Source organism: Streptomyces sp. R44 (assembly GCF_041053105.1).
In the GTDB taxonomy this organism is placed as follows: Bacteria; Actinomycetota; Actinomycetes; order Streptomycetales; family Streptomycetaceae; genus Streptomyces.
On the sequence record NZ_CP163444.1, the window covers coordinates 6,167,794 to 6,194,372 of the forward strand.

Consider the following 26,579-nt stretch of genomic DNA (forward strand, 5'->3'; position numbering starts at 1 on the left):
CCGCGCCCGGCCCCGTGCCGCGCGCCCGCGTGGGCTCCCGCCGACCTGCGGCGGCCGCCCGTTCGGTCCAGCCGTCTCACCCCTCGCGCGGCTGAGCGGGGTCCCGGCGGCCCTGGCACAATCGGGGGCGCCGCTCACCTGAGCGGTGCCTCCCCGCCTCCGTGCACGGCTCCCCCCGCGCGCGGTCCTCGCTCAAAGGTCCGACGGTCCCCAATGCCGCCCACCCTCGCCTCGCTCGTGCAGCACTCCGCCCTCAAGCTCATCGTCCGCGCCGGTGAGGACCGCCTCGACACCCCCGTCCGCTGGGCGCACGTCAGCGAGCTCGCCGACCCCGTCCCGTACATGGAGGGCGGCGAACTCCTCCTCACCACCGCGCTCACGCTCGACGCCGAGGACCTGGAGGCGATGCGCCGCTATGTGCGGCGGCTGCTCGGCGCCGGGGTGGTCGGCCTCGGGTTCGCCGTGGGCGTCAACTACGAGGAGATCCCGCCCGCCCTGCTCGACGCGGCGCGCGAGGAGCACCTGCCCCTCCTGGAGGTGCCGCGCCGGACCCCGTTCCTGGCCATCAGCAAGGCCGTCTCGGCGGCCATCTCCGCCGACCAGTACCGCGCCGTCACGGCCGGTTTCGAGGCGCAGCGCGAGCTGACCCGCGCCGCGCTGGCCGAGGGCCCCGAGGCCGTCGTCGCCCGGCTCGCCGCGCACGTCGACGGCTGGGCGGCGCTGTACGACGCCTCCGGCGCCGTCGTCGCCGTCTCGCCCGAATGGGCGGCGCGCCGGGCCGCCCGGCTCACCCCCGACGTCGAGCGGCTGCGCGAGCGGCCCGCGCCCGCCAGCGCCGTCGTCGGCGGTACGGACGACCGCGTCGAGCTCCAGTCGCTCGGCACCGGACGCCGGGTGCGGGGCGCCCTCGCCGTCGGTACGGGCGCGCCCCTCGGCACGGCCGAGCGGTACGCGGTGCACTCGGCGATCGCCCTGCTCACCCTTACGACGGAACGTTCCCGCTCGCTCCAGGCGGCGGAGCAGCGGCTCGGCGCGGCGGTGCTGCGGCTGATGCTCGCGGGCCAGCCGGAACCCGCCCGCGCGGTGGCCGGCGACCTCTACGGAGGGCTGCTCGACGCCCCGTACCGGCTGCTCGTCGCCGAGCCCGCCGGAGGCGAGCCGGCCGCCGAGCCGCCGCTGCCGGTGCTCGCCGAGGCCCTGGAGGCCGCCGCCGCCCGCGCGGGCGAGGCGGTGCTGACCGTCGCCGAGAGCGGACAGCGGCTCGTCGTCCTGGCCGGGGACGGGGGCGCGGTGGTCGCCGCCTGCGAGGCGTACGCGGAGCGGGAGTCGGACGAGGCCGGTGTCGTCGTCGGCCTCTCCGCCCCGGCGGGCCCGGCCGGCGCGGCCGCCGCGTACAAGCAGGCCGAGCAGGCCCTCTCGGTCGCCCGGCGGCGCGGCAGGGCGCTCGTCGAGCACGAGGACCTGGCGGCGGGCTCGGTCCTTCCGCTCCTCGCCGACGAGGCCGTCCGGGCCTTCGCCGACGGGATGCTCCGCGCGCTGCGGGAGCACGACGCGACCGGCCGCGGCGACCTGGTGGCCTCGCTGCGCGCCTGGCTCTCCCGGCACGGCCAGTGGGACGCGGCGGCGGCGGACCTGGGCGTCCACCGGCACACGCTGCGGTACCGGATGCGCCGGGTGGAGGAGATCCTCGGCCGTTCCCTGGACGATCCGGACGTCCGGATGGAGCTGTGGCTGGCCCTGAAGGCGACGGGCGAGGACGGCGGCGGGGCCTCCTAGGGCCTGTCTTCCGGAGGGTTCGTCCTCCGGAAGAGCCCTACTCCGAGCCGAGGGAGCTCGCGTCGTCGCCTCCGCCCCGCTTCCGGCTCCGGCGCTGTCCGTCGCGGACCAGCTCGCCGCCCAGCAGGGTCACGGTGGCCACCGCGCGCACCCAGCGGGGCCCGCCGCGCGACGCCCACACCACGCAGCCGCAGCCGGCGACGGCCAGGACCAGGACGCCGATCAGTACGTAAAGGATCATGCTTTCCCCCCCCGGGGGTCGTACGGTCCCGGCCATCCTCCCACCCCTCCGGAAGACCCCGTCCGCCCCCGCGCGCCGTCCGAATTCCGCTACGCCTGCCCGGATCCGGGCAATTTTCTTGGTCATCGGGCCCGGAACTCCCTACTCTCCTGCTCATGACAAGCCCCGCCGTCGATCCGGCCCCCGAGACGCACCCGGCCGCCCCCGAACCCCGTACCGAAGCCCGTGCCGCCGCCCCCGCCCGCCGGATCACCGGCGCCGTCTGGGCCGCGCTCGGCATCGTGTACGTCGTCTGGGGCTCCACGTACCTCGGGATCCGGATCGTCGTCGAGACCCTCCCGCCGTTCCTCTCCGGCGGCGCCCGCTTCATCACCGCCGGCCTGCTCCTCGCCGCGATCGTCGCCTGGCGCCAGGGCCCCGCCGCACTCAAGGTCACCCGCCGGGAACTCGGCTCCGCCGTCCTCGTCGGACTGCTCCTCATCCTCGGCGGCAACGGCCTCGTCGTCCTCGCCGAGACCTCCATACCCTCCGGCCTCGCCGCCCTCCTCGTCGCCGCCGTCCCCGTCTGGGTCGTCCTGCTCCGCGCGCTCTTCGGCGACCGCCCCGGCCTCGGCGCCTTCGGCGGCGTCCTGCTCGGCTTCGCGGGCCTCGGCGTCCTCACCGTCCCCGGCCTGAGCGGCGAGGTGAAGATCGGCGGCGTCCTGCTCGTCCTCGTCGCGGCCCTGCTGTGGTCCGTCGGCTCCGTCTCCTCCGCACGGCTGCCGATGCCCGCCAACCCGTTCACGGCGAGCGCCTACGAGATGCTGGCCGGCGGCCTCGCCGCGCTCACCCTCGGCCTCGTCCGCGGCGAACACCACGGCCTCGACCTGGGCGCCGTCTCCGGCCGCTCCTGGGCCGCCCTCGCGTACCTGATCGTCTTCGGCTCGCTCGTCGCCTTCACCGCGTACGCCTGGCTGCTCCAGTCCGCCCCGGTCTCCCTCGCCGCCACCTACGCGTACGTGAACCCGGTCGTCGCCGTCCTCCTCGGCGCCCTCGTCCTGAACGAGGCCCTGACCTGGCCGATCCTCCTCGGCGGCGCGATCGTCGTCGGCGCCGTCTGCCTCATCGTCTCGACCGAGCGACGCCGCTGACCCTCCGGCGTGGGTGCCGGCCACCGTCCGCTTCGGCCGAAGCGGACAGAGCCGCCACCCCCACTACTCCATACCGGACAAGCCCGCGCCCGCCGTCCCGGCCCTACGGTGTCACCAGAGCAACCGCTCGCACCCCGAAACGGAAAGGGCCGGGACGCAATGACGACCACCCACGCCTTCTGGCTCGCCGGCCGTGAGGCCACCGGCGACGCCACCTTCGACGTCACGAACTCGTACGACGGACGTCTGGTCGGCAAGGTCAGCGTGCCCACCGAGGCCCAGGTCGAGGAGGCCGTCGCCGCCGCGCACGCCGTCGTCGACGAGTTCGCCGCGACCCCGGCGCACGTCCGCGCCGCCGCCCTCGACCACGTGTCGAAGCGGCTCGCCGAGCGCACCGAGGAGATCGCCCTCCTGATCTCCGCCGAGAACGGCAAGCCCATCAAGTGGGCCCGCGGCGAGGTCGGCCGTGCCGTCTCCGTCTTCCGTTTCGCCGCCGAGGAGGCCCGCCGCTGGAACGCCGGCGAGGCCCAGCGCCTGGACACCGAGGCCGGCGGCGCGGGCCGCCTCGCCCTCACCCGCCGCATCCCCACGGGCGTCGTCCTCGGCATCGCGCCGTTCAACTTCCCGCTGAACCTCAGCGCCCACAAGGTCGCCCCGGCCATCGCCGTCGGCGCCCCGATCATCCTCAAGCCGGCCCCGTCGACGCCGATCTCCTCCCTGATCCTGGGCGAGATCCTGGCCGAGACCGACCTGCCGGCCGGCTCCTGGTCGATCCTGACCGTGCCGAACGACCGCATGCCCGCCCTCGTCCAGGACGAGCGCCTCCCGGTCATCTCCTTCACGGGCTCCGACAAGGTCGGCTACGCCATCCAGCAGTCGGTGCCGCACAAGCACTGCACCCTGGAGCTCGGCGGCAACGCCGCGGCCGTCGTCCTGCCCGACTGGTCCTCCGAGGCCGACCTGGACTGGGCCGCGACCCGCATCGCGACCTTCTCCAACTACCAGGGCGGCCAGTCCTGCATCTCCGTGCAGCGCGTGATCGCCGACGCCTCGGTCTACGACCGCCTGGTGCCGAAGATCGTCGCCGCCGTCGAGGCGCAGGTCACCGGCGACCCGGCGGACGACGCCACCGACGTCGGCCCGCTCGTCGACGAGGCCGCCGCCCAGCGCGTCGAGTCCTGGGTCGACGAGGCCGTCGCGGCCGGCGCGAAGCTCCTCACCGGCGGCAAGCGCGAGGGCGCCACCTACGCCCCGACCGTCCTCACCGACCTCCCGGCCGATGTCACCCTGGCCCGCGCCGAGGTCTTCGGCCCGGTCCTGACCATCGCCAAGGTCGACGGCGAGGCCGAGGCCTTCGCCGCGGTCAACGACTCGGACTTCGGCCTCCAGGCCGGTGTCTTCACCCACGACCTGCAGACCGCCTTCCGCGCCCACCGCGCCCTGGAGGTCGGCGGCGTGATCGTCGGCGACGTCCCCTCGTACCGCGCCGACCAGATGCCGTACGGCGGCGCCAAGCGCTCCGGCGTCGGCCGCGAGGGCGTCAAGTACGCGATGGACGACTACACCTACGAGCGCGTGCTCGTCCTGACGGGCCTCGCCCTCTAAGGCGTACGCCTCACGAGACCAGGCGGTCCGAGCCCACTGTGCGGGGGCTCGGGCCGTCTTTCGTCATGCCACGGGGGAGTCGTCGAGGCGGACGACCTCCGCCGGCCCCGCGCGGAAGGCCTTGTTCGCGGCGTCGGCCGCGACCATGTGCGGGGCGACGTCGTGCGCGGCGAGGGCCTCCGCCGAGGCCCAGCGCTCGATCAGGGCGAAGCGGTCGGGGTCGTCGGCCACCCGGTGGAGGTCGTACTGCAGGCAGCCCTCCTCCGCCCGCACCAGGGGGGCGAGCGCCTCGAAGGCGGCGAGCTGCTCCGCGCCACGGCCGGGCAGGGTGGCGACGAGGACGATGAGCTTGATCGGCTGAGACATGCCGCGGACCCTACGCGCGGCCCCGCCGGACGGTCGGGGCGTCTCATCTGGAGGACAAACCCGGAGGGATCCCCTCCTCTTTCCGGACCCGCCGGAATCGGGTACGACGGACAGGAAGCCCAAGGAGGTGTCCATGTCCGCACCCACCCAGCGGCCCAAGGTCACCGAGCGCGAGGCCCGGCAGGTCGCCGAGGCCGCGCGCGAGCGGGACTGGCGGAAACCCAGCTTCGCCAAGGAGCTGTTCCTCGGCCGCTTCCGCCTCGACCTCGTGCACCCGCACCCGCTGCCCGCCGCCGAGGACGTCCGCCGCGGGGAGGCCTTCCTCGCCGTCCTCCGCGCGTTCTGCGAGACCCGGATCGACGGCGCCCGCATCGAGCGCGAGGCCCGCATCCCCGACGAGACGATCACCGGACTCAAGGAGCTCGGCGCCCTCGGGATGAAGATCGACCCGAAGTACGGCGGGCTCGGCCTCACCCAGCTGTACTACAACCGCGCCCTCGCCCTCGTCGGCTCCGCCAGCCCCGCCGTCGGCGCCCTCCTCTCCGCGCATCAGTCGATCGGCGTACCGCAGCCGCTGAAACTCTTCGGGACCCAGGAGCAGAAGGACGCCTTCCTGCCCCGGCTCGCCCGCACCGACCTCTCCGCCTTCCTCCTCACCGAGCCGGACGTCGGCTCCGATCCGGCGCGCCTCGCCACCGCCGCCGTACCGGACGGGGACGACGCGTACGTCCTCGACGGCGTGAAGCTGTGGACCACCAACGGCGTCGTCGCCGACCTGCTCGTCGTCATGGCCCGCGTCCCCGCCTCCGAAGGGCATCCCGGCGGCATCACCGCCTTCGTCGTCGAGGCCGACGCGCCCGGCATCACCGTCGAGCACCGCAACGCCTTCATGGGCCTGCGGGGCCTGGAGAACGGCGTCACCCGCTTCCACCGCGTCCGGGTCCCGGCGGCGAACCGCATCGGCCCCGAGGGCGCCGGCCTCAAGATCGCCCTCACCACCCTCAACACCGGCCGGCTCTCCCTCCCCGCCGCCTGCGCGGGCGCCGCGAAGTGGTGCCTGAAGATCGCCCGCGAATGGTCGGGGGAGCGCGAGCAGTGGGGGAGGCCCGTCGGCCGCCACGAGGCCGTCTCGACCAAGATCTCCTTCATCGCGGCCACCGCGTTCGCGCTGGAGGCGGTCGTCGACCTCGCCTCCCAGATGGCCGACGAGGACCGCAACGACATCCGCATCGAGGCCGCCCTCGCCAAGCTGTACGGCTCCGAGAAGGCCTGGCTGATCGCCGACGAACTCGTCCAGATCCGCGGCGGCCGCGGCTACGAGACCGCCGACTCGCTCGCCGCCCGCGGCGAACGGGCCGTCCCCGCCGAACAGCTCCTGCGCGATCTCCGGATCAACCGCATCTTCGAGGGCTCCACCGAGATCATGCACCTGCTGATCGCCCGCGAGGCCGTGGACGCCCACCTCTCGGTGGCGGGGGACCTCATCGACCCCGAGAAGTCGCTGGGGGACAAGGCGAAGGCGGGCGCCCGTGCCGGCTCCTTCTACGCCCGCTGGCTGCCGGGACTGGTCGCCGGCGCGGGGCAGCTCCCGGGCGCGTACGGAGAGTTCGGCGCCTTGGCGGGCCACCTCCGGTACGTGGAGCGCACGTCCCGCAAGCTCGCCCGGTCCACCTTCTACGCGATGTCCCGCTGGCAGGGCCGCATGGAGCTCAAGCAGGCGTTCCTGGGGCGCATCGTCGACATCGGCGCCGAACTCTTCGCGATGAGCGCCGCGTGCGTCCGTGCCGAACTCCTCCGCACCACGGGCGAGCACGGCCCCGAGGCCCACCAGCTGGCGGACGCCTTCTGCCGCCAGGCCCGCCTACGCGTCGACGAACTCTTCACCCGCCTCTGGTCCAACACGGACGACCTGGACCGCCGGGTGGTCGACGGCGTCCTGGCCGGGCGCTACACCTGGCTGGAGGCGGGCATCGTGGACCCGAGCGGGGAGGGCCCCTGGATCGCGGACGCGACCCCGGGCCCGTCGCCCCACCCCAACACCCACCGCCGAATCCCGTAGCCGCCGTTCCCCTTGCGGGCGCGCTTCCGCCCGTTGTGGGCCCGCTTCCGCCGGGGCGGTGCCCACCCCGTTGTGGGCAGGCGTTCCGCAAGGGGCGGAACGGGTGGGCACAACGGAACGGCGCCCTTGCCGGCGCCAGAGGCTCCCGAGCCTGACCCGCACCGGATGCGCGCCGCGCCGGTGGTGCTGGTCCAGGCGCGGAACGCGGAGGCGCCGCGAGAGGGCGCCGTCCCGTGTGCCCACCCGTCCCGCCCTGCGGGACGATTTGCCCACACGGGGGTGCCCCGGGGCACCGTTCAGCCCGCCGCGTCGTCCACGTGGCGGACCGGACCCCCGCCGCCCCGCACGTCGCGGCAGGATGACCCCCGTGACCGTCATCCACATCCCCGGCTCCAAGTCCGTCACCGCCCGCGCCCTCTTCCTCGCCGCCGCCGCGGAAGGCACCACCACCCTCCTGCGCCCGCTCGTCTCCGACGACACCGAGGGTTTCGCCGAGGGCCTCACCGCCCTCGGCTATGCCGTGCGCCGCGAGCCGGACGCCTGGCACATCGAGGGCCGGCCCGCCGGGCCCGGTGCGGAGACCGCCGAGGTGTACTGCCGGGACGGCGCCACCACCGCCCGTTTCCTGCCGACCCTCGTCGCCGCAGGCCACGGCACGTACCACTTCGACGCCTCCGCGCAGATGCGCCGCCGTCCCCTCGGCCCGCTCAGCACCGCCCTGCGCGACCTCGGGGTCGACCTCCGGCACGGGGAGAAGGACGGCCACCACCCGCTCTCCGTGCACGCCGCCGGCGTGAAGGGCGGCGCGCTCACCCTGGACGCCGGGCAGTCCTCCCAGTACCTGACCGCGCTGCTGATGCTCGGCCCGCTCACCGCCGAGGGCCTCGACATCACCGTCACGGACCTGGTCTCGGAGCCGTACGTCGAGATCACGCTCGCGATGATGCGGTCCTTCGGGGCCGAGGTCACCCGGGAGGGCCGTACGTACCGCGTCGCCCCCACCGGCTACCGCGCCCCCACCTACGGCATCGAGCCGGACGCCTCCACCGCCAGCTACTTCTTCGCCGCCGCCGCCCTCGAACCGGGCCGTTCCGTCACCGTCCCCGGCCTCGGGACGGGCGCCCTCCAGGGCGACCTGGCCTTCGTCGACGTGCTGCGCCGGATGGGCGCCGACGTCGAGATCACGGACACCGGGACGACCGTCCGCTCCACCGGCACCCTCCGCGGTCTCACCGTCAACATGCGGGACATCTCGGACACCATGCCGACCCTCGCCGCGATCGCGCCGTTCGCCGACGGCCCGGTCCGCATCGAGGACGTCGCCAACACCCGTGTCAAGGAGTGCGACCGTCTCGACGCCTGCGCCGAGAACCTCCGCCGCCTCGGCATCACCGTCGAGACCGGCCCCGACTGGATCGAGATCCACCCCGGCACCCCCACCGGGCCTGCCGAGATCGCCACCCACGGCGACCACCGGATCGTGATGTCCTTCGCGGTGACGGCGCTGCGCACCCCCGGGATCACCTTCGACGACCCGGGCTGCGTGAAGAAGACCTTCCCGGACTTCCACGAGGTTTTCCACAGGTACACCCGGACCGCGTGAAGACCGCACAGCCTTTGCGGCAAGAATGGGGGGCATGAGCGACCGCCCCTCTCCTCTCGCCGATCCGCGCAGCGTCTTCTCCCCCGTGGATGGAGGCGCAGGCCGCCGGGACATCGTCGTCCTCGGCTCGACCGGGTCCATCGGCACCCAGGCCATCGACCTGGTGCTGCGCAATCCCGACCGATTCCGGGTCACCGCCCTGGCCGCCTCCGGCGGCCGGATCGGGCTGCTCGCCGAGCAGGCGCACCGGCTGAAGGTCGCCGCGGTCGCCGTGGCCCGCGAGGAGGCGCTGCCCGAGCTGCGCGAGGCGCTGAAGGCGCTGTACGGCTCCGAGCCGCTGCCCGAGCTCCTGGCGGGGCCGGACGCCGCGACCCAGCTGGCCGCCTCCCCGTGCCACACCGTCCTCAACGGCATCACCGGATCCATCGGCCTCGCGCCCACCCTCGCCGCCCTCGAAGCCGGCCGCACGCTCGCCCTCGCCAACAAGGAGTCGCTGATCGTCGGCGGCCCCCTGGTGAAGGCGCTCGCCAAGCCGGGCCAGATCATCCCGGTCGACTCCGAGCACGCGGCCCTCTTCCAGGCGCTCGCCGCCGGCACCCGTGCCGACGTCCGCAAGCTGGTCGTCACGGCCTCCGGCGGCCCCTTCCGCGGCCGTACGCGTGAGCAGCTGGCCCATGTCACCCGCGAGGACGCGCTCGCCCACCCGACCTGGGCGATGGGCCCGGTGATCACGGTGAACAGCGCGACCCTGGTGAACAAGGGCCTGGAGGTCATCGAGGCCCACCTGCTCTACGACATCCCGTTCGACCGCATCGAGGTCGTCGTCCACCCCCAGTCGTACGTGCACTCGATGGTCGAGTTCACGGACGGCTCCACCCTCGCGCAGGCCACCCCGCCGGACATGCGCGGCCCGATCGCCATCGGCATCGGCTGGCCCGAGCGGGTCCCGGACGCGGCCCCCGCCTTCGACTGGACCAAGGCCTCCACCTGGGAGTTCTTCCCGCTCGACACCGAGGCCTTCCCGTCCGTCGGCCTGGCCCGGCACGTCGGCGAGCTGGGCGGCACCGCCCCGGCCGTCTTCAACGCCGCGAACGAGGAGTGCGTGGAGGCGTTTCTCGCCGGACGGCTGCCGTTCAACGGAATCATGGATACCGTCACTGCGGTCGTCACCGAGCACGGAAAGCCCAGCAGGGGAACCTCGCTGACGGTCTCGGACGTCCTCGAAGCGGAGACCTGGGCGCGCGCCCGGGCCCGAGAGCTCGCAGCGAAGGCAACAGCGGAGGCCCGCGCATGACCGAAATGCTCCTGTACGCCCTGGGCATCGTGCTGTTCGCCCTCGGTCTCCTCGTCTCCATCGCGTGGCACGAGCTCGGACACCTCTCCACGGCCAAGCTCTTCGGCATCCGCGTGCCGCAGTACATGGTCGGCTTCGGCCCCACCATCTGGTCGAGGAAGCGCGGCGACACCGAGTACGGACTCAAGGCCATCCCCGCCGGCGGCTACATCCGCATGATCGGCATGTTCCCGCCGGGCCAGGACGGCAGGATCGAGGCCCGCTCCACCTCGCCCTGGCGCTCGATGATCGAGGACGCCCGCGAGGCCTCGTACGAGGAGCTCCAGCCGGGCGACGAGACGCGGCTGTTCTACACGCGCAAGCCGTGGAAGCGCGTGATCGTGATGTTCGCCGGACCGTTCATGAACCTGGTCCTGGCGGCGATGCTGTTCTTCGGCTCGATGATGACGATCGGCACCGCGGGGCAGACGACCCAGGTCGCCGGGGTCCAGAAGTGCGTCATCAAGCAGAGCGAGAAGCGCGAGAAGTGTGCGCCGGGCGACCCCGTCTCCCCGGCGTTCAAGGCCGGCCTGAAGGAGGGCGACAAGATCGTCGCCTTCAACGGCACGCCGGTGAACGACTGGGACACCCTCTCCGACCACATCCGCGACACCATCGGCCCCGCGACGATCACCATCGAGCGGGCCGGACAGCGCATCGACCTGCGCCCCACCCTCGTCTCCAACGAGGTGCCGAGGAAGGACGCGGACGGCAAGGTCGTCCAGCCGGTGGACTACATGCAGGCCGGATATCTCGGCTTCGCCTCCAAGACCGAGGTCGCGCCCCTCACCTTCGGCGAGACCACCGCGCGCATGACCGACCTCGTGGAGAACGGCGTCCACTCGGTCATCGCCCTCCCGGGCAAGATCCCCGGCCTGTGGGACGCCACCTTCGGCGACGGCAAGCGCGCCGAGGACTCCCCGGTCGGCGTCGTCGGCGCCGCCCGCATCACCGGCGAACTGATGACCGTCGAGGCCCCGCCGACGACGATCCTCGTGTGGTTCATGAACCTGCTGGTCATGTTCAACGTCTCGCTGTTCCTGTTCAACATGCTCCCGCTGCTGCCGCTCGACGGCGGACACATCGCGGGCGCCCTCTGGGAGTCCGTGCGCCGCCACGTCGCCCGGATCTTCAAGCGCCCCGACCCCGGCCCGTTCGACGTGGCCAAGCTGATGCCCGCCGCCTATGTGGTGGCCGGTGTCTTCGTCTGCTTCACGCTGCTCGTCCTCGCCGCCGACATCGTCAATCCGGTGAAACTGACGTAGCCCGCAGGGGGGCCGGACCCGGTGGTGTCCGGCCCCCCGCCCCCGGGGCGGTAACCTCGGAGACCTGAGCCCGCCGACGCACAACCTTGAGGTTGCACTTCAGATGACCGCGATTTCTCTCGGTATCCCGACCGTTCCGACCCGGCTCGCCGAGCGGCGCAAGAGCCGCCAGATCCAGGTCGGCAGCGTGGCCGTCGGCGGTGACGCGCCCGTCTCCGTCCAGTCGATGACGACGACCCGCACCTCCGACATCGGCGCCACGCTCCAGCAGATCGCCGAGCTGACCGCCTCCGGCTGCCAGATCGTGCGCGTGGCCTGCCCGACCCAGGACGACGCCGACGCGCTCGCCACGATCGCCCGGAAGTCCTCCATCCCGGTCATCGCCGACATCCACTTCCAGCCGAAGTACGTCTTCGCCGCGATCGACGCCGGCTGCGCGGCCGTCCGCGTCAACCCGGGCAACATCAAGCAGTTCGACGACAAGGTCAAGGAGATCGCCAAGGCGGCCTCCGACGCCCGCACCCCGATCCGGATCGGCGTCAACGCCGGCTCGCTCGACGCCCGCCTCCTGAAGAAGTACGGCAGGGCCACCCCCGAGGCGCTCGTCGAGTCCGCCCTCTGGGAGGCCTCCCTCTTCGAGGAGCACGGCTTCCGCGACATCAAGATCTCGGTCAAGCACAACGACCCGGTCGTCATGGTCGAGGCCTACCGCCAGCTCGCCGCCCAGTGCGACTACCCGCTGCACCTCGGCGTCACCGAGGCGGGCCCGGCCTTCCAGGGCACCATCAAGTCGGCCGTCGCCTTCGGCGCCCTGCTCTCCCAGGGCATCGGCGACACCATCCGCGTCTCCCTCTCCGCGCCGCCGGCCGAGGAGATCAAGGTCGGCATGCAGATCCTGGAGTCGCTGAACCTGCGCCAGCGCCGCCTGGAGATCGTCTCCTGCCCGTCCTGCGGCCGCGCCCAGGTCGACGTCTACAAGCTCGCCGAGGAGGTCACCGCCGGCCTCGACGGCATGACCGTCCCGCTGCGCGTCGCCGTCATGGGCTGCGTCGTCAACGGCCCCGGCGAGGCCCGCGAGGCCGACCTCGGCGTCGCCTCCGGCAACGGCAAGGGCCAGATCTTCGTCAAGGGCGAGGTCATCAAGACCGTCCCCGAGTCGAAGATCGTCGAGACCCTCATCGAAGAGGCGCTCAAGATCGCCGAGCAGATGGAGAAGGACGGCGTCGCCAGCGGCGAGCCGACGGTCGCCATCGGCGCCTGACGCCTCCCGGATCCGCCGGTCGCCATCGGCGCCCGACGCCTCCCGGATCCGACCGGAACCTCGCGCGAAGCCCCTCCACCCCACCCGGTGGAGGGGCTTCGTGCACAGGACGGGCCCCGCCGAGGGGCACGGGGGTACAGTGCGGAGACCAGCAGATCCGTACCGTGAGGCCCCCCACGTGCTGACAGAGACCACCACTCGGGTCCTCGAACCCGCCGACCTCGGCGCCGCGCTCGCCGTCCTGGAGAGCGCCCCCGTCGAGAACGCCTTCGTGACCGCCCGTGTCCAGGTCGCCGGGCTCGACCCCTGGCGCCTCGGCGGTGAGATGTGGGGCTGGTACACCGAGGGCAGACTCCGCTCGCTCTGCTACTCCGGCGCCAACCTCGTCCCCATCTGCGCCACCCCCGAGGCCGTCCGCGCCTTCGCCGACCGGGCCCGCAGGATCGGCCGCCGCTGCTCCTCGATCGTCGGCCCCGCCGAGGCCACCGGCGAGCTGTGGCGGCTCCTGGAGCCCAGCTGGGGACCCGCCAGGGACGTCCGCGCCCGCCAGCCCCTGATGGTCGCCGAGGAGTCCTCCACCACCGTCGTGCCCGATCCGCTGGTGCGCCGCGTCCGCAAGGACGAGATGGAGGTGATCATGCCCGCCTGCGTGGCCATGTTCACCGAGGAGGTCGGCGTCTCCCCGCTCGCCAACGACGGCGGACTGCTCTACCAGGCCCGCGTCGCCGAGCTCGTCGGCTCCGGCCGCTCCTTCGCCCGCATCGAGGACGGCAAGGTCGTCTTCAAGGCCGAGATCGGCGCCGCCACCCGCCAGGCCTGCCAGATCCAGGGCGTCTGGGTCGCCCCCGAGCACCGCGGCAAGGGCCTCTCCGAGACGGGCATGGCCGCCGTCCTCCAGTACGCCCTCGCCGACGTCGCCCCGGTCGTCAGCCTGTACGTCAACGACTTCAACACCCCGGCGAGGGCCGCGTACCGCCGCGTCGGCTTCCGCGAGACCGGCGCGTTCATGAGCGTGCTGTTCTGAACCCGCTGTGCGCGGCGCGCGGGCGCTTGTAGGGTGCGCCGCATGGATGACGCACAGGTCGTGATCGGTCCGGTCAATCTCGCCGCCCGGGTGGACGAGGCCCTCGCCGTGCAGGCGGTCGCCTTCGGCCTGGACGCGGGCGAGGTCGCCGTACGCCGCCACATCGTGCTGCGCCACCTCCTCAGCCCCGGCGCCCGCGCCTACGGGGCCACCACCCCCGACGGACGGCTCGTCGGCTTCGTGTACGGGATGCCCAACGACCGCACCCACTGGTGGTCCACCGTCGTCGAGACGTATCTGCGGGCCACCGGCACCGCCGACTGGCTCGACGACTCCTTCGTCATCACCGAACTGCACGTCCACCCCGACTTCCAGGGCCTGGGCGCCGGCCGCGGGCTGATCACCACCATCACCGACACCGCCGACGAGAAGCGCTCCATCCTCTCCGCGATCGACACCGACTCCCCGGCCCGCGGCCTCTACCGCTCCCTCGGCTACGTCGACCTCGCCCGGCAGGTCCACTTCCCCAGCGCCCCCCGCCCGTACGCGGTCATGGGCGCCCCGCTGCCGCTCAGGCGCCGGAACTGATTTCTCCTGCCAGGGGCCGCCCGGCTAACCTCGGGCCCATCACTTTCAGTCCCGGCAGGAGTACGAGAACCATGGCCAACGCACCGGTCCAGCGCATGTCCCAGTTGATGGCGAAGACGCTGCGCGACGACCCGGCGGACGCCGAGGTCCTCAGCCACAAGCTCCTCGTCCGCGCCGGCTACGTCCGCCGCACCGCCGCCGGCATCTGGAGCTGGCTGCCCCTCGGCAAGAAGGTCCTCTCCAACATCGAGCGGATCGTCCGTGAGGAGATGGACGCCATCGGCGCGCAGGAGGTCACCCTGCCCGCGCTGCTGCCCCGTGAGCCGTACGAGGCGACCGGCCGCTGGGACGAGTACGGTGCCGAGCTCTTCCGCCTCCAGGACCGCAAGGGCGGCGACTACCTCCTCGGGCCGACCCACGAGGAGATCTTCACCCTGCTGGTGAAGGACCAGTGCTCGTCCTACAAGGACCTGCCGGTGATCCTCTACCAGATCCAGAACAAGTTCCGCGACGAGGCCCGCCCCCGCGCCGGCATCCTGCGCGGCCGCGAGTTCCTCATGAAGGACTCGTACTCCTTCGACACGGAGGACGAGGGCCTCGCCCAGTCCTACGCCCTGCACCGCCAGGCCTACCGGCGCGTCTTCGAGCGCCTCGGCCTCGACTACCGCATCGTCGCCGCCACCGCCGGCGCCATGGGCGGCTCGAAGTCCGAGGAGTTCCTCGCCCCGGCCGAGGCCGGCGAGGACACCTTCGCCGACTGCCCGAACTGCGACTTCGCCGCGAACACCGAAGCCGTCTACCAGACGGTGAAGCCGGTCGACGGCGCCGCGGTCCCCGCCGCCGAGGAGATCCCCACCCCCGACACCCCGACGATCGAGACCCTCGCGGCCTCCCTCGGCGTGCCGGCCTCCGCGACCCTCAAGAACCTCCTGGTGAAGGTCGACGGCGAGATCGTCGCCATCGGCGTCCCCGGCGACCGCGAGGTCGACATGGACAAGGTCGAGGAGCACTTCGGCCCGACCGCGACGGTCGAGCTGGTGACGGAGGAGGACTTCGCGCAGCGCAGCGACCTCGTCCGCGGCTACGTCGGCCCCCAGGGCCTGGAGAAGGTCACCTACATCGCCGACCCGCGCGTGGCGCCCGGCACCGCGTGGATCACGGGTGCCAACAAGGAGGGCATGCACGCGAAGAACGTCGTCGCGGGCCGTGACTTCGAGGTCTCCGAGTACGTCGACGTCGTCGTCGTCCAGGAGGGCGACCCGTGCCCCAAGTGCGGCACCGGCCTCAAGCTGGACCGCGCCATCGAGATCGGCCACATCTTCCAGCTCGGCCGCAAGTACGCCGACGCCCTCAAGCTCGACGTCCTCGGCCAGAACGGCAAGCCGGTCCGCGTGACCATGGGTTCGTACGGCATCGGCGTCTCCCGCGCGGTCGCGGCGCTCGCCGAGCAGACGGCGGACGAGAAGGGTCTGTGCTGGCCGGCGGAGGTCGCCCCGGCCGACGTCCACGTCGTCGCCGCCGGCAAGGCCCTCCAGACGGAACTGGCCCTGGAGGTCTCGGAGAAGCTCTCCGCGGCCGGCCTCCGCGTCCTGGTCGACGACCGCGCGGGCGTCTCCCCGGGCGTCAAGTTCACCGACGCGGAGCTCATGGGCGTCCCGAAGATCCTCGTCGCGGGGCGTCGCTCGGGTGAGGGCGTGGTGGAGCTGAAGGACCGCCGGACGGGCGAGCGCGAGGAACTGACGGTCGCGGAGGCCCTCACCCGCCTGACGGCCTGACCCACCGGCGCGGCCGCCCCCCGCCGGTGTGGGGCCCGCGCCCTTGCGGGGCGGTGCCCCTCGCCCACCCCCGTGTGGGCAATCGTCCCGCTGGGGCGGGACGGGTGGGCACACGGGACGGCGCCCTTCAGCGGCGCCTCCGCGTTCCGCGCCTGGACCCGCACCGACCGCGCGGCGCACGACGTGGTGCGGGTTCAGGCGCGGGAGCCTCTGGCGCCGGCAAGGCGCGGGTCCGTTGTGCCCACCCGTTCCGCCCCGGCGGAACGCATGCCCACAACGAGGGAGGGCACCGCCCCGGCGGAACGCGTGCCCACGACGGGGGTGGGCACCGCCCCGGCGGAACGCGTGCCCACGACGGGGGTGGGCACCGCCCCGGCGGAACGCGTGCCCACGACGGGGGTGGGCACCGCCCCGGCGGGACGCGTGCCCACAACGGGCGCGGCGTCACGCGTGCTTTTCGTGGGGGGCCGGTTCGACCGACGTGCCCGTCAGGTCCTCCACCGCCTCCTCCGCCGCCGCCCGCCCCTTCAGATACGCCTCGCTCAGCGGCGCCGCCGCCGACGACCCCTCCACCTCCGCCGGGCCCCCCGGCGTCGCGCGTTCCAGGAACCTCAGCAGTTCCACCGGAATCGGCAGGACGAGCGTCGAGTTCTTCTCCGCCGAGACCGCCATCACCGTCTGCAGCAGTCGGAGCTGCAGCGCGGCCGGCTGGTCCGACATCACCCCCGCCGCCTCCGCCAGCTTCTTCGAGGCCTGGAGCTCCGCGTCCGCGTTGATGACCCGCGCCCGCCGCTCCCGGTCCGCCTCCGCCTGCCGGGCCATGGAGCGCTTCATGGTCTCCGGCAGGGACACGTCCTTGATCTCGACCCGGTCGATCGCGACGCCCCAGCCCATCGCAGGACTGTCGAGCATCAGCTCAAGGCCCTGGTTGAGCTTCTCGCGGTTGGACAGCAGATCGTCGAGGTCGCTCTTGCCGATGATCGACCGCAGCGAGGTCTGCGCCATCTGGGAGACCGCGAACTTGTAGTCCTCCACGCGCACCAGCGCGTCGGCCGCGTCGACGACCTTGAAGTAGACGACCGCGTCGACCCGTACCGTCACGTTGTCCCGGGTGATGCCCTCCTGCGCGGGCACGGGCATCGTGACGATCTGCATGTTCACCTTGTGCAGGCGGTCGACGACCGGAACGATCATCGTGAAGCCGGGCGAGCGGATGTCGTCACGCAGCCGGCCGAAGCGGAACACGACACCCCGCTCGTACTGCTTGACCACCCGCGCCGCCGCCGCCGCGTACACCGCGGCCGCCGCGGCCGCGCCGGCCGCCGCCATGAGCAGCTCTTCGATCATCACGGCCCCCTGGATTGAGCCGAAAAGGTACAAAAAGGGTATTCCCCTACAGCCAGCTCGCGAACTCCAGAAGCAGCTCGGCGTCCTGCCGCCGCCCGGCCGTCAGCGCCCGGGTCCCCGATTCGACCGCGCGGAACAGGGTCCAGCCGCGCAGCCGCTCCCGGTCCAGGTCCAGGGAGTCCGCCAGCTTGTTGACCCGCCGCCGGGCCGCCGAGGCGCCGGAGGACGCGGCCACCAGGTCCTCGACCCGGTCCCGTACGAGCCGGGCCAGGTCGTAGGCCCGCTCGCCCACCAGCGGCTCGGGTCCGACCGCCAGCCAGGGCGTCCGGTCGCCGGCGAGGACCTTGCCCTGCCGGAAGTTCCCGTGCAGCAGCAGTGACTCGGAGGGGTCGGCCACCAGCTCCTCGCGGACCGAGAGCGCCGCCGCCGTCAGTTCCCCGGTCGCCGGGTCCGCGCGGTACGGCTCCATCGCCCGGGCCTGCCGGTCCGTCCGCTCCGCCGCCGTCTCGAAACCGTGCCCGGCCGGTGGCTCGACCCACAGCCTCCGTACGGTGCCGGCGGCCTCCAGGAGCGCCTTCGCCTCCGGCAGGGAGCGCAGCGAGACCTCGGGGTGCAGCCGTTCGAGGACGAGCGCGTCCTCCCCGGCCTCGTCGAGGAGCTGGACCGCACCCCAGCCGTTCCAGTGCGCCAGCGCGTCCCGTTCGAGGTCCGGCCGGGTGAACGGCGGCGCGATCTTGAGCGCGGCGGGGGAGCCGTCGGAGCGCCGGACGAGCACGACGAGGCTGCTCCGTCCGCCGGGGGCCATCACCCGTTCGGTGTCCAGGGACGCGTGGGCGAGCGCCTGCTCGGCGAGCACGGGCAGCTTTCCGAGCCACTCGGCCGCCGCGGCGGCCCCGTACGTCTCACCGAGCGTCCTGGCCAGTCGCTGCGGCGGTTCGAAACCCATGCGTACGTTGTTCCTTCGGTCGGGGCGGGACTCGGTCGGGGCGGCTACACCCGCTCGGCGAGCCCAGGAAAGGTTACGTCGCTGCCGCGCCAGCGGACGGCCCGTACCGCCGCCTCCCGGAGCGCGGCGGCCGCCGCGCCCCGCGCGCGGCCCTCGGTGGCCCGGACGAGGTCGGAGTAGACCCCGGCCACCCGGTCCTCCAGGACCGCCGCGAGCCGCACCGCGCCGGCCGGGTCCGCGACCGGGAACGGCAGCTCGTACGCCGCCTCCGCCGCCACCGGCGTCCCGCCGAGGTCCCGCACGGTTCGGCGCAGGGCGTCCCGCCGGGCCCGGTGCGCCTCGTACGCGGCGGTCGCCTCGGCCCGCCGTTCGGTGCCGACGCGGGCGCCGACGACGCCGTACCCGTACACGGCGGCGTGCTCGGCGGCCAGCGCGGCCTGGGTCGCGACGAGGGCGCTCATGCCCGGGCTCCTTCGGTCAGCAGATAGGCGTGGGCGGCGCCGGAGGCGGCCACGGAGGCGAGCAGCCGGGCGTACTCGGGCGGGGCGGTGAGCAGTGCGGCGGTGTGCCCGTCGGAGGCCCTGCGCTCGGCCGCGGCGAGTTCCCTGAGGGCGGCCCGGGGGTCGGCCGCCACCCGTACGGGCGCGGGAGAGGCCGTGGGCTTCACGGAGGCGGAGGCGGAGGGGGAGGCCGAGGCCGCTGCCGTCGTCGGCTTCACCGTCGTGCCGCCCTCCCCGAGCGCCTTCGCGTGCGCCGCCACCGCGCCCCGCAGCGCGGTCAGCCGGGGTGCCAGGGCCGGGTGGGCGGCGAGCGTCGCGTCGTAACGTTCCAGCAGGCCGCGCGCGGCGGTCACCGACCGCAGCCGCAGGGCCGCCTCGGTGCGCGCCACCCGTTCGGCCTCCAGCTCGGCGGCGCTCGGCCGCCGGGGCCCGCCGCCCGACGAGGAGGTGCAGGCCACGAGGGCCGCCGCTCCCGTCGCCGCGCCCGCCACGAGGAGTGCGCGCCTGCCCGTCGTCGTCACGCCTGCTCTCCCCGTCTGCCGTCCGTCGTCGAAGATCATCGAGATCACCGCAGGCGAGCGTACCCGCGGGCCCCGGGGCCATGGACGGCAACACCCTCCCGGACCGGATACCCTTTGTGCTGACACGCGACGACACGCGACGAACCCACAACAGCACACGCGGCCGAGGAGTCACCCGGATGAGCACCACCCAGAGCGACAGGCTGCGCGGACTCGTGGAGCCGCTCGTCGCCGCGAAGGACCTGGATCTGGAAGAGATCGAGGTGTCCCGGGCCGGCCGCCGCGGACTGCTGCGGATCGTCGTCGACTCGGACGAGGGCGTGGAGCTGGACGCCTGCGCCGAGCTGAGCCGCGCGATCTCCGAGAAGCTCGACGAGACCGACGCGATGGGCGAGGGCGAGTACGTCCTCGAAGTCAGCTCCCCGGGCGCCGACCGCCCCCTCACCGAGCACCGCCACTACGTGCGCGCCACCGGCCGCCTGGCCAAGCTCCAGCTGGTCGAGGGCGGCGACCTGGTCGCGCGCATCCTGGCCGTGGACGAGGACGGCCTCGACATGGAGGTGCCGGGCGTGAAGGGGCGCAAGCCCACCGCCCGCCGGGTCGAGTTCGCCGAGATCGTCAAGGCGCGTGTCGAGATCGAGTTCAACCGCAAGGACAAGAAGGAAGAGGAGGCGTAGCCGTGGACATCGACGTGAAGCTCCTGAAGGGCTTGGCACAGGAGAAGGAAATCTCCTTCGAGATGCTGGTCGAGGCGATCGAGTCGGCCCTCCTCATCGCGTACCACCGCACCCCCGACGCCCGTCGCCACGCGCGCGTGGAGCTGAACCGGGCCACCGGTCACGTGACGGTGTGGGCGAAGGAGGACCCCTCCGACCTGGAGGAGGGCCAGGAGCCCAAGGACTTCGACGACACCCCGTCGGACTTCGGCCGGATCGCGGCGAGCACCGCCCGCCAGGTCATCCAGCAGCGGCTGCGGGACGCCGAGAACGACGTGACCTTCGGCGAGTACGCGCGCCGTGAGGGCGATGTCGTCGCCGGTGTGGTGCAGCAGGGCAAGGACCCGAAGAACGTCCTCGTCAAGCTGGACGACAAGCTGGAGGCCATCCTTCCGGTGCAGGAGCAGGTGCCGGGCGAGGAGTACACGCACGGTCTGCGGCTGCGCACGTACGTCGTCCGGGTGGCGAAGGGTGTCCGCGGTCCGTCCGTCACCCTCTCGCGCACCCACCCGAACCTGGTGAAGAAGCTCTTCGCCCTGGAGGTGCCGGAGATCGCCGACGGTTCCGTCGAGATCGCGGCGATCGCCCGTGAGGCCGGTCACCGCACCAAGATCGCCGTGCGTTCCACCCGTTCGGGCCTGAACCCCAAGGGCGCCTGCATCGGCCCGATGGGCAGCCGCGTCCGCAACGTGATGGCGGAGCTGCTCGGCGAGAAGATCGACATCGTCGACTGGTCGGACGACCCGGCCGAGATGGTGGCGAACGCCCTCTCGCCGGCGCGGGTCTCCAAGGTCGAGGTCGTGGACCTGGCCGCCCGCTCCGCGCGGGTGACGGTGCCGGACTACCAGCTGTCGCTGGCGATCGGCAAGGAGGGCCAGAACGCCCGCCTCGCCGCGCGGCTCACCGGCTGGCGGATCGACATCCGTCCGGACACGGAACCGGCCGGTCCGCAGGACTGAGACCGTTTTTGGCCAACAGCTGTTCGATTTTTGCCCCAAACGGGTGAGGTCGGTACGGGGAGGTAGACTTAATCGTGTCTGGCCGGACGCATGCCTGCGCGTGCCCTGAGCGAACCTGTGTGGGATGCCGGGAGCGAGCGGCCAAGAGCGATCTGCTGCGGATCGTGGTGAATAAGGACGAGTGCGTCCCTGATCATCGCGGTACGCTGCCCGGCCGGGGTGCGTACCTGCACCCCGCCGTGGTCTGTCTCGACCTGGCGGTCCGCCGCCGGGCCTTTCCGAGGGCCTTCAAGGTCCAGGGACCGCTCGACACGGAGGCACTCCGCCACCACGTCGAGCAGGCGGCACCGCAGTGAACAAGAAGTACGGCACGGAACACCGTGCGGTCAGGTACCTCGCGAGTTGGAAGTAGGTCGAGATTGCGATGAGCACTCGATGAGTACGCGATGAGTACGCCCATGAAGTAGCGACGGTCCGGCGGTAACCGGACCTCACAAAGGAGCGAAGTGGCTAAGGTCCGGGTATACGAACTCGCCAAGGAGTTCGGCGTGGAGAGCAAGGTCGTCATGGCCAAGCTCCAAGAACTCGGTGAATTCGTCCGTTCGGCGTCCTCGACGATCGAGGCGCCGGTCGTGCGCAAGTTGACTGACGCTTTGCAGGGTCCCGGTGGCAACGCCGGCAAGACCGCTGCCAAGCCCGGCGCGCCCCGCAAGGCGGCGCCCTCCCCCGCGGCGCCGTCTCCGGCCGCCGCGGCTCGTCCCGCTGCCCCCAAGCCCGGCGCCCCGGCCCCCAAGCCGGCCCCCGCCGCGCCCGCGGCGCCGGCGCCGGTCACTCCGGCCGCGCCTGCGAGCAGCACCCCCTCTCCGGCTCCGGCCGCCTCGGGCCCCCGTCCGGGCCCGAAGCCCGCGCCCAAGCCGGTCACGCCGGCTCCGGCCGCCCCGGAGTTCACCGCGCCCCCGTCGGCTCCCGCCGCCGGTCCGCGTCCCGGTGGCGCCACCCCGGGTCCCCGTCCCACCGGCGAGCGTCCCGCCCGCCCGGGTCAGGGTGCCCCCCGCCCGCAGGGCCAGGGCGCGCCGCGCCCCGGCGGCCAGCAGGCCCCCCGTCCGGGCGGTGCCCGTCCGGCCGGTCCCCGTCCGGGCAACAACCCCTTCACCTCGGGTGGCTCCACCGGAATGGCGCGCCCGCAGGCGCCCCGTCCGGGTGGCGGCGCTCCCCGTCCCGGCGGCCCCGGTGCCGTTCCGGGCGCCCCGCGTCCGCAGGGTGGCCCCGGTGGCGCCCCGCGTCCGCAGGGTCAGGGCGGTGCCCGTCCCACCCCCGGTGGCATGCCTCGTCCGCAGGCTCCCCGTCCGGGCGGCGCGCCCGGCGGTAACCGTCCGAACCCGGGCATGATGCCGCAGCGTCCCGCTGCCGGCCCGCGTCCCGGCCCCGGCGGTCGTGGCCCCGGTGGCCCCGGCGGTCGTCCGGGTGGTCCCGGTGGCGGCGGCGGTCGTCCCGGCTTCGCCGGTCGTCCGGCCGGTCCCGGCGGTGGCGGCGGCGGCTTCGCCGGTCGTCCCGGTGGTCCCGGTGGCGGCGGCGGTCGTCCGGGTGGTCCCGGCGGCGGTGGCGGCGGCTTCGGCGGTCGTCCCGGCGGCTTCGGTGGCCGTCCCGGCGGTCCGGGTGGCCGTGGTGGCACGCAGGGCGCCTTCGGTCGTCCCGGCGGTCCCGCGCGTCGTGGTCGCAAGTCGAAGCGTCAGAGGCGCCAGGAGTACGAGGCCATGCAGGCCCCGTCCGTGGGCGGCGTGATGCTGCCTCGCGGCAACGGCGACACCATTCGCCTGTCGCGCGGTGCCTCCCTCACCGACTTCGCCGAGAAGATCGGCGCCAACCCGGCGTCGCTCGTCGCGGTGATGATGAACCTCGGTGAGATGGTCACGGCCACGCAGTCGGTCTCCGACGACACGCTGGTCATGCTGGCCGAAGAGATGAACTACGTCGTTCAGATCGTCAGCCCGGAGGAGGAGGACCGCGAGCTGCTCGAGTCCTTCGACATCGAGTTCGGCGAGGACGAGGGCGGCGAAGAGGCCCTGGTCTCCCGTCCGCCGGTCGTGACCGTCATGGGTCACGTCGACCACGGTAAGACCCGACTCCTCGACGCGATCCGCAAGACCAACGTGGTCGCGGGCGAGGCCGGTGGCATCACCCAGCACATCGGTGCCTACCAGGTCGGTACCGAGGTCAACGGCGAAGAGCGTCGCATCACCTTCATCGACACCCCGGGTCACGAGGCGTTCACCGCCATGCGTGCCCGTGGTGCGAAGTCGACCGACATCGCGATCCTCGTGGTCGCGGCCAACGACGGCGTCATGCCGCAGACGATCGAGGCGCTCAACCACGCCAAGGCCGCCGGCGTCCCGATCGTCGTCGCGGTCAACAAGATCGACGTCGAGGGTGCCGACCCGACCAAGGTCCGCGGTCAGCTGACCGAGTTCGGTCTGGTGGCCGAGGAGTACGGCGGCGACACGATGTTCGTCGACATCTCCGCCAAGCAGGGTCTGCACATCGACTCCCTGCTGGAGGCCGTCGTCCTCACCGCCGACGCCTCGCTCGACCTTCGGGCCAACCCGAACCAGGACGCGCAGGGTATTGCGATCGAGTCCCACCTCGACCGCGGTCGCGGTGCCGTCTCGACCGTCCTGGTCCAGCGCGGAACGCTGCGCATCGGCGACACGATGGTCGTCGGCGACGCGTACGGCCGCGTCCGGGCGATGCTCGACGACAAGGGCAACAACGTCGAGGAGGCGACCCCGTCGACTCCCGTCCTCGTCCTGGGTCTCACCAACGTCCCGGGTGCCGGCGACAACTTCCTGGTCGTCGACGAGGACCGTACGGCCCGTCAGATCGCCGAGAAGCGCGCTGCGCGTGAGCGCAACGCCGCCTTCGCCAAGCGCGTCCGCCGGGTGTCCCTCGAGGACCTCGACAAGGTGCTCAAGGCCGGTCTCGTCCAGGAACTCAACCTCATCATCAAGGGCGACGCGTCCGGTGCGGTCGAGGCCCTCGAGTCCTCGCTGCTCCAGCTCGACGTCGGCGAAGAGGTCGACATCCGCGTCCTGCACCGTGGTGTGGGTGCGGTCACCGAGTCGGACATCGACCTGGCCATGGGCTCCGACGCCATCGTCATCGGCTACAACGTCCGTGCGGCCGGCCGTGCCGCGCAGATGGCGGAGCGCGAGGGCGTCGACGTCCGGTACTACTCGGTCATCTACCAGGCGATCGAGGAGATCGAGGCGGCGCTCAAGGGCCTCCTCAAGCCGGAGTACGAAGAGGTCGAGCTCGGTACGGCGGAGATCCGCGAGGTCTTCCGCTCGTCCAAGCTGGGCAACATCGCCGGTGTCCTCATCCGCTCCGGCGAGGTCAAGCGCAACACCAAGGCGCGCCTCATCCGCGACGGCAAGGTCATCGCCGAGGACCTCACCATCCACGGTCTGCGCCGCTTCAAGGACGACGTCACCGAGATTCGTGAAGGCTTCGAGGGTGGTATCAACCTCGGAAACTACAACGACATCAAGATCGACGACGTCATCGCGACGTACGAGATGCGCGAGAAGCCGCGCGCGTAACGCGTAGGGCTGCGTCCGGGGCCGGTCGGCGGAAGTATTTCCGTCGATCGGCCCCGGCCGTTGCGTGTACGGTTCTGGTGTCCCTGCCAAGCGACGGCGTGGCAGGCCACCGAACCCGAACCGGCGGGACATCCGGCACTACATGTACGTGGGGACTCTGTCCTTCGACCTGCTCCTCGGCGACGTCCACTCGTTGAAGGAGAAACGCTCCGTCGTCCGGCCCATCGTCGCCGAGCTCCAGCGCAAGTTCTCCGTGAGCGCGGCCGAGGTGGGCGACCAGGACCTCCATCGCAGGGCCCGTCTCGGTGTCGCGCTGGTGTCCGGGGACCCGGGGTTCCTCTCGGACGTGCTCGACCGCTGTGAGCGGCTCGTCGCCGCACGTCCGGAGGTGGAGCTGCTTTCGGTGCGCCGCAGGCTCCACACTGATGAAGACTGATTTGAGCAAGGCAAAGAAGGAGAAGGACCAGTGGCCGACAACGCGCGGGCGAAGAAGCTGGCAGACCTCATCCGGGAGGTGGTCGCCGAGAAGCTGCAGCGCGGCATCAAGGACCCCCGCCTGGGTACGCACGTGACCATCACGGACACCCGCGTCACCGGTGACCTGCGGGAGGCCACGGTCTTCTACACGGTCTACGGCGACGACGAGGACCGCGCGAGCGCGGCGGCCGGCCTGGAGAGCGCCAAGGGCATCCTCCGTTCGGCCGTGGGCCGGGCGGCGGGGACCAAGTTCACCCCGACCCTGACCTTCGTGGCCGACGCCCTCCCGGAGAACGCCCGCACCATCGAGGACCTCCTCGACAAGGCGCGCGCCTCCGACGCCCAGGTGCGTCAGGCCTCCTCGGGCGCCACCTTCGCGGGTGACGCCGACCCCTACAAGAAGCCGGGCGAGGACGAAGCCGCCGAATGAGCAACACGACCAAGACGCCCGACGGCCTTGTCATCGTCGACAAGCCGTCGGGCTTCACTTCGCACGACGTCGTGGCCAAGATGCGCGGGATCGCCAGGACCCGCCGCGTCGGCCACGCCGGCACGCTCGACCCCATGGCCACGGGCGTCCTCGTCCTCGGCGTGGAGCGGGCCACCAAGCTCCTCGGTCACCTCGCGCTGACCGAGAAGGAGTACCTGGGCACCATCCGCCTGGGCCAGACGACGATCACCGACGACGCCGAGGGCGAGATCACGGCGTCGGTCGACGCTTCGAAGGTCACCCGCGAGCAGATCGACGCCGGCGTCGCCGAGCTGACCGGCGCCATCATGCAGGTGCCGTCGAAGGTCTCCGCGATCAAGATCGACGGCAAGCGGTCGTACGCGCGCGTGCGCGGCGGCGAGGAGTTCGAGATCCCGGCCCGCCCGGTCACCGTCTCCTCCTTCCGGGTGTACGACGTCCGCGAGGCGACCGCCGAGGACGGCACCCCCGTCGTCGACCTGGTCGTCTCGGTGGTCTGCTCCTCCGGCACGTACATCCGGGCGCTCGCCCGGGACCTCGGCGCCGGACTCGGCGTGGGCGGCCACCTGACCGCGCTGCGCCGCACCCGGGTCGGCCCGTACAAGCTGGACTCCGCCAGGACCCTGGACCAGCTCCAGGAGGACCTCACGGTCATGCCGGTCGCCGAGGCGGCTGCGGCGGCGTTCCCGCGCTGGGACGTCGACGAGAAGCGGGCCAGACTGCTGCTCAACGGCGTCCGCCTGGAGATGCCGGAGTACCCGAAGGGTCCCGTCGCGGTCTTCGGACCGGAGGGGAAGCTGCTCGCGCTGGTCGAGGACCAGCGGGGCAAGGCGAAGAGCCTGGCCGTCTTCGGCTGAGCGAAGGTCTCCGTCGTGGGGCGGGCACGCATGCGCGTGCCCGCCCCACGCTTTCCCCCCCTCGGTTTCCCCCGCACCAACTCTGTCCCGCAGAGCCGCTGAAATTCACCCCATCGGGGAGGCGCTCGGAGTGAACGGGGGAGTGTCGGGGGGCGCGTTTTCCCG

At 72.7% G+C, this 26,579-nt stretch carries 24 protein-coding genes; 18 read left to right on the forward strand and 6 right to left on the reverse strand.

What is annotated here, in order from left to right; genetic code table 11:
• Positions 1-213 precede the first annotated feature (213 nt).
• Complete coding sequence (locus tag AB5J54_RS28810; protein ID WP_369146815.1) at positions 214-1,776, forward strand: PucR family transcriptional regulator; 1,563 nt, start codon at positions 214-216, stop codon at positions 1,774-1,776.
• Between the two features lie 37 nt (positions 1,777-1,813).
• Here AB5J54_RS28810 and AB5J54_RS28815 read toward each other — a convergent pair whose 3' ends face one another.
• Complete coding sequence (locus AB5J54_RS28815; protein ID WP_369146816.1) at positions 1,814-2,017, reverse strand: hypothetical protein; 204 nt, start codon at positions 2,015-2,017, stop codon at positions 1,814-1,816.
• Between the two features lie 155 nt (positions 2,018-2,172).
• On the opposite strand from AB5J54_RS28815, the gene AB5J54_RS28820 reads away from it, so the two are divergent.
• Positions 2,173-3,147 carry an EamA family transporter gene (locus AB5J54_RS28820; protein WP_369146817.1) on the forward strand — a complete coding sequence of 325 codons (975 nt, stop codon included), beginning with the start codon at positions 2,173-2,175 and terminating at the stop codon, positions 3,145-3,147.
• A 159-nt stretch (positions 3,148-3,306) separates the two neighbouring features.
• Entirely contained in the window at positions 3,307-4,752 is a 1,446-nt protein-coding gene (locus tag AB5J54_RS28825) for an aldehyde dehydrogenase family protein (RefSeq protein WP_369146818.1), read from the forward strand.
• 63 nt (positions 4,753-4,815) lie between these two features.
• Here the strand turns inward: AB5J54_RS28825 and AB5J54_RS28830 are convergent, their stop codons facing one another.
• The gene (locus AB5J54_RS28830) at positions 4,816-5,118 is read right to left on the reverse strand and encodes a putative quinol monooxygenase (RefSeq protein WP_369146819.1); all 303 of its coding nucleotides are present in this window, start codon (positions 5,116-5,118) and stop codon (positions 4,816-4,818) included.
• Between the two features lie 133 nt (positions 5,119-5,251).
• Between AB5J54_RS28830 and AB5J54_RS28835 the strand changes: the two genes are divergently transcribed.
• The 8 genes from AB5J54_RS28835 (at position 5,252) to AB5J54_RS28870 (ending at position 16,026) form a co-directional block, all read left to right on the forward strand.
• Complete coding sequence (locus AB5J54_RS28835; RefSeq protein ID WP_369146820.1) at positions 5,252-7,177, forward strand: acyl-CoA dehydrogenase family protein; 1,926 nt, start codon at positions 5,252-5,254, stop codon at positions 7,175-7,177.
• Between the two features lie 367 nt (positions 7,178-7,544).
• Complete coding sequence (gene aroA / locus AB5J54_RS28840; protein WP_369146821.1) at positions 7,545-8,780, forward strand: 3-phosphoshikimate 1-carboxyvinyltransferase; 1,236 nt, start codon at positions 7,545-7,547, stop codon at positions 8,778-8,780.
• Positions 8,781-8,814: 34 nt separating this feature from the next.
• Positions 8,815-10,074, forward strand: coding sequence for a 1-deoxy-D-xylulose-5-phosphate reductoisomerase (gene dxr, locus AB5J54_RS28845; RefSeq protein ID WP_369146822.1), 1,260 nt, complete (start codon positions 8,815-8,817; stop codon positions 10,072-10,074).
• On the forward strand, positions 10,071-11,378 hold the full coding sequence (locus AB5J54_RS28850; protein WP_369146823.1) for an RIP metalloprotease: 1,308 nt from the start codon (positions 10,071-10,073) through the stop codon (positions 11,376-11,378). Before dxr ends, AB5J54_RS28850 begins: the two co-directional genes overlap by 4 nt.
• 103 nt (positions 11,379-11,481) lie before the next feature.
• On the forward strand, positions 11,482-12,639 hold the full coding sequence (gene ispG / locus AB5J54_RS28855; protein WP_190106868.1) for a flavodoxin-dependent (E)-4-hydroxy-3-methylbut-2-enyl-diphosphate synthase: 1,158 nt from the start codon (positions 11,482-11,484) through the stop codon (positions 12,637-12,639).
• A 178-nt stretch (positions 12,640-12,817) separates the two neighbouring features.
• Positions 12,818-13,663, forward strand: a complete 846-nt coding sequence (locus AB5J54_RS28860) for a GNAT family N-acetyltransferase (protein ID WP_369146824.1) — start codon at positions 12,818-12,820, stop codon at positions 13,661-13,663.
• A 42-nt stretch (positions 13,664-13,705) separates the two neighbouring features.
• On the forward strand, positions 13,706-14,251 hold the full coding sequence (locus AB5J54_RS28865) for a GNAT family N-acetyltransferase (protein WP_369146825.1): 546 nt from the start codon (positions 13,706-13,708) through the stop codon (positions 14,249-14,251).
• Between the two features lie 71 nt (positions 14,252-14,322).
• Complete coding sequence (locus AB5J54_RS28870; protein ID WP_369146826.1) at positions 14,323-16,026, forward strand: proline--tRNA ligase; 1,704 nt, start codon at positions 14,323-14,325, stop codon at positions 16,024-16,026.
• A gap of 444 nt (positions 16,027-16,470) precedes the next feature.
• Here AB5J54_RS28870 and AB5J54_RS28875 read toward each other — a convergent pair whose 3' ends face one another.
• The 4 genes from AB5J54_RS28875 to AB5J54_RS28890 are packed head-to-tail and all read right to left on the reverse strand — an operon-like array spanning position 16,471 to position 19,379.
• Complete coding sequence (locus tag AB5J54_RS28875; RefSeq protein ID WP_369146827.1) at positions 16,471-17,373, reverse strand: slipin family protein; 903 nt, start codon at positions 17,371-17,373, stop codon at positions 16,471-16,473.
• Between the two features lie 46 nt (positions 17,374-17,419).
• Positions 17,420-18,319: an aminoglycoside phosphotransferase family protein gene (locus AB5J54_RS28880; protein ID WP_369146828.1), complete on the reverse strand. Its 900-nt coding sequence runs from the start codon at positions 18,317-18,319 to the stop codon at positions 17,420-17,422.
• Positions 18,320-18,363: 44 nt separating this feature from the next.
• Complete coding sequence (locus tag AB5J54_RS28885; RefSeq protein ID WP_369146829.1) at positions 18,364-18,780, reverse strand: ferritin-like domain-containing protein; 417 nt, start codon at positions 18,778-18,780, stop codon at positions 18,364-18,366.
• Positions 18,777-19,379 carry a hypothetical protein gene (locus AB5J54_RS28890; RefSeq protein ID WP_369149487.1) on the reverse strand — a complete coding sequence of 201 codons (603 nt, stop codon included), beginning with the start codon at positions 19,377-19,379 and terminating at the stop codon, positions 18,777-18,779. The genes AB5J54_RS28885 and AB5J54_RS28890 overlap by 4 nt, the downstream gene beginning before the upstream one ends.
• 140 nt (positions 19,380-19,519) lie before the next feature.
• On the opposite strand from AB5J54_RS28890, the gene rimP reads away from it, so the two are divergent.
• The 7 genes from rimP (at position 19,520) to truB (ending at position 26,414) form a co-directional block, all read left to right on the forward strand.
• The gene (gene rimP, locus AB5J54_RS28895) at positions 19,520-20,017 is read left to right on the forward strand and encodes a ribosome maturation factor RimP (RefSeq protein WP_369146830.1); all 498 of its coding nucleotides are present in this window, start codon (positions 19,520-19,522) and stop codon (positions 20,015-20,017) included.
• A gap of 2 nt (positions 20,018-20,019) precedes the next feature.
• Positions 20,020-21,015: a transcription termination factor NusA gene (nusA, locus tag AB5J54_RS28900; RefSeq protein ID WP_086832025.1), complete on the forward strand. Its 996-nt coding sequence runs from the start codon at positions 20,020-20,022 to the stop codon at positions 21,013-21,015.
• 74 nt (positions 21,016-21,089) lie between these two features.
• Complete coding sequence (locus AB5J54_RS28905; RefSeq protein ID WP_078908518.1) at positions 21,090-21,371, forward strand: YlxR family protein; 282 nt, start codon at positions 21,090-21,092, stop codon at positions 21,369-21,371.
• A gap of 150 nt (positions 21,372-21,521) precedes the next feature.
• Positions 21,522-24,611: a translation initiation factor IF-2 gene (gene infB / locus AB5J54_RS28910; RefSeq protein ID WP_369146831.1), complete on the forward strand. Its 3,090-nt coding sequence runs from the start codon at positions 21,522-21,524 to the stop codon at positions 24,609-24,611.
• Between the two features lie 142 nt (positions 24,612-24,753).
• Positions 24,754-25,047 (forward strand): DUF503 domain-containing protein, encoded by a 294-nt coding sequence (locus AB5J54_RS28915; protein ID WP_365722621.1) that lies wholly within the window; start codon positions 24,754-24,756, stop codon positions 25,045-25,047.
• A gap of 30 nt (positions 25,048-25,077) precedes the next feature.
• Complete coding sequence (gene rbfA, locus AB5J54_RS28920; protein WP_123455677.1) at positions 25,078-25,518, forward strand: 30S ribosome-binding factor RbfA; 441 nt, start codon at positions 25,078-25,080, stop codon at positions 25,516-25,518.
• On the forward strand, positions 25,515-26,414 hold the full coding sequence (truB, locus tag AB5J54_RS28925) for a tRNA pseudouridine(55) synthase TruB (protein WP_369146832.1): 900 nt from the start codon (positions 25,515-25,517) through the stop codon (positions 26,412-26,414). The genes rbfA and truB overlap by 4 nt, the downstream gene beginning before the upstream one ends.
• Positions 26,415-26,579: the final 165 nt, after the last annotated feature.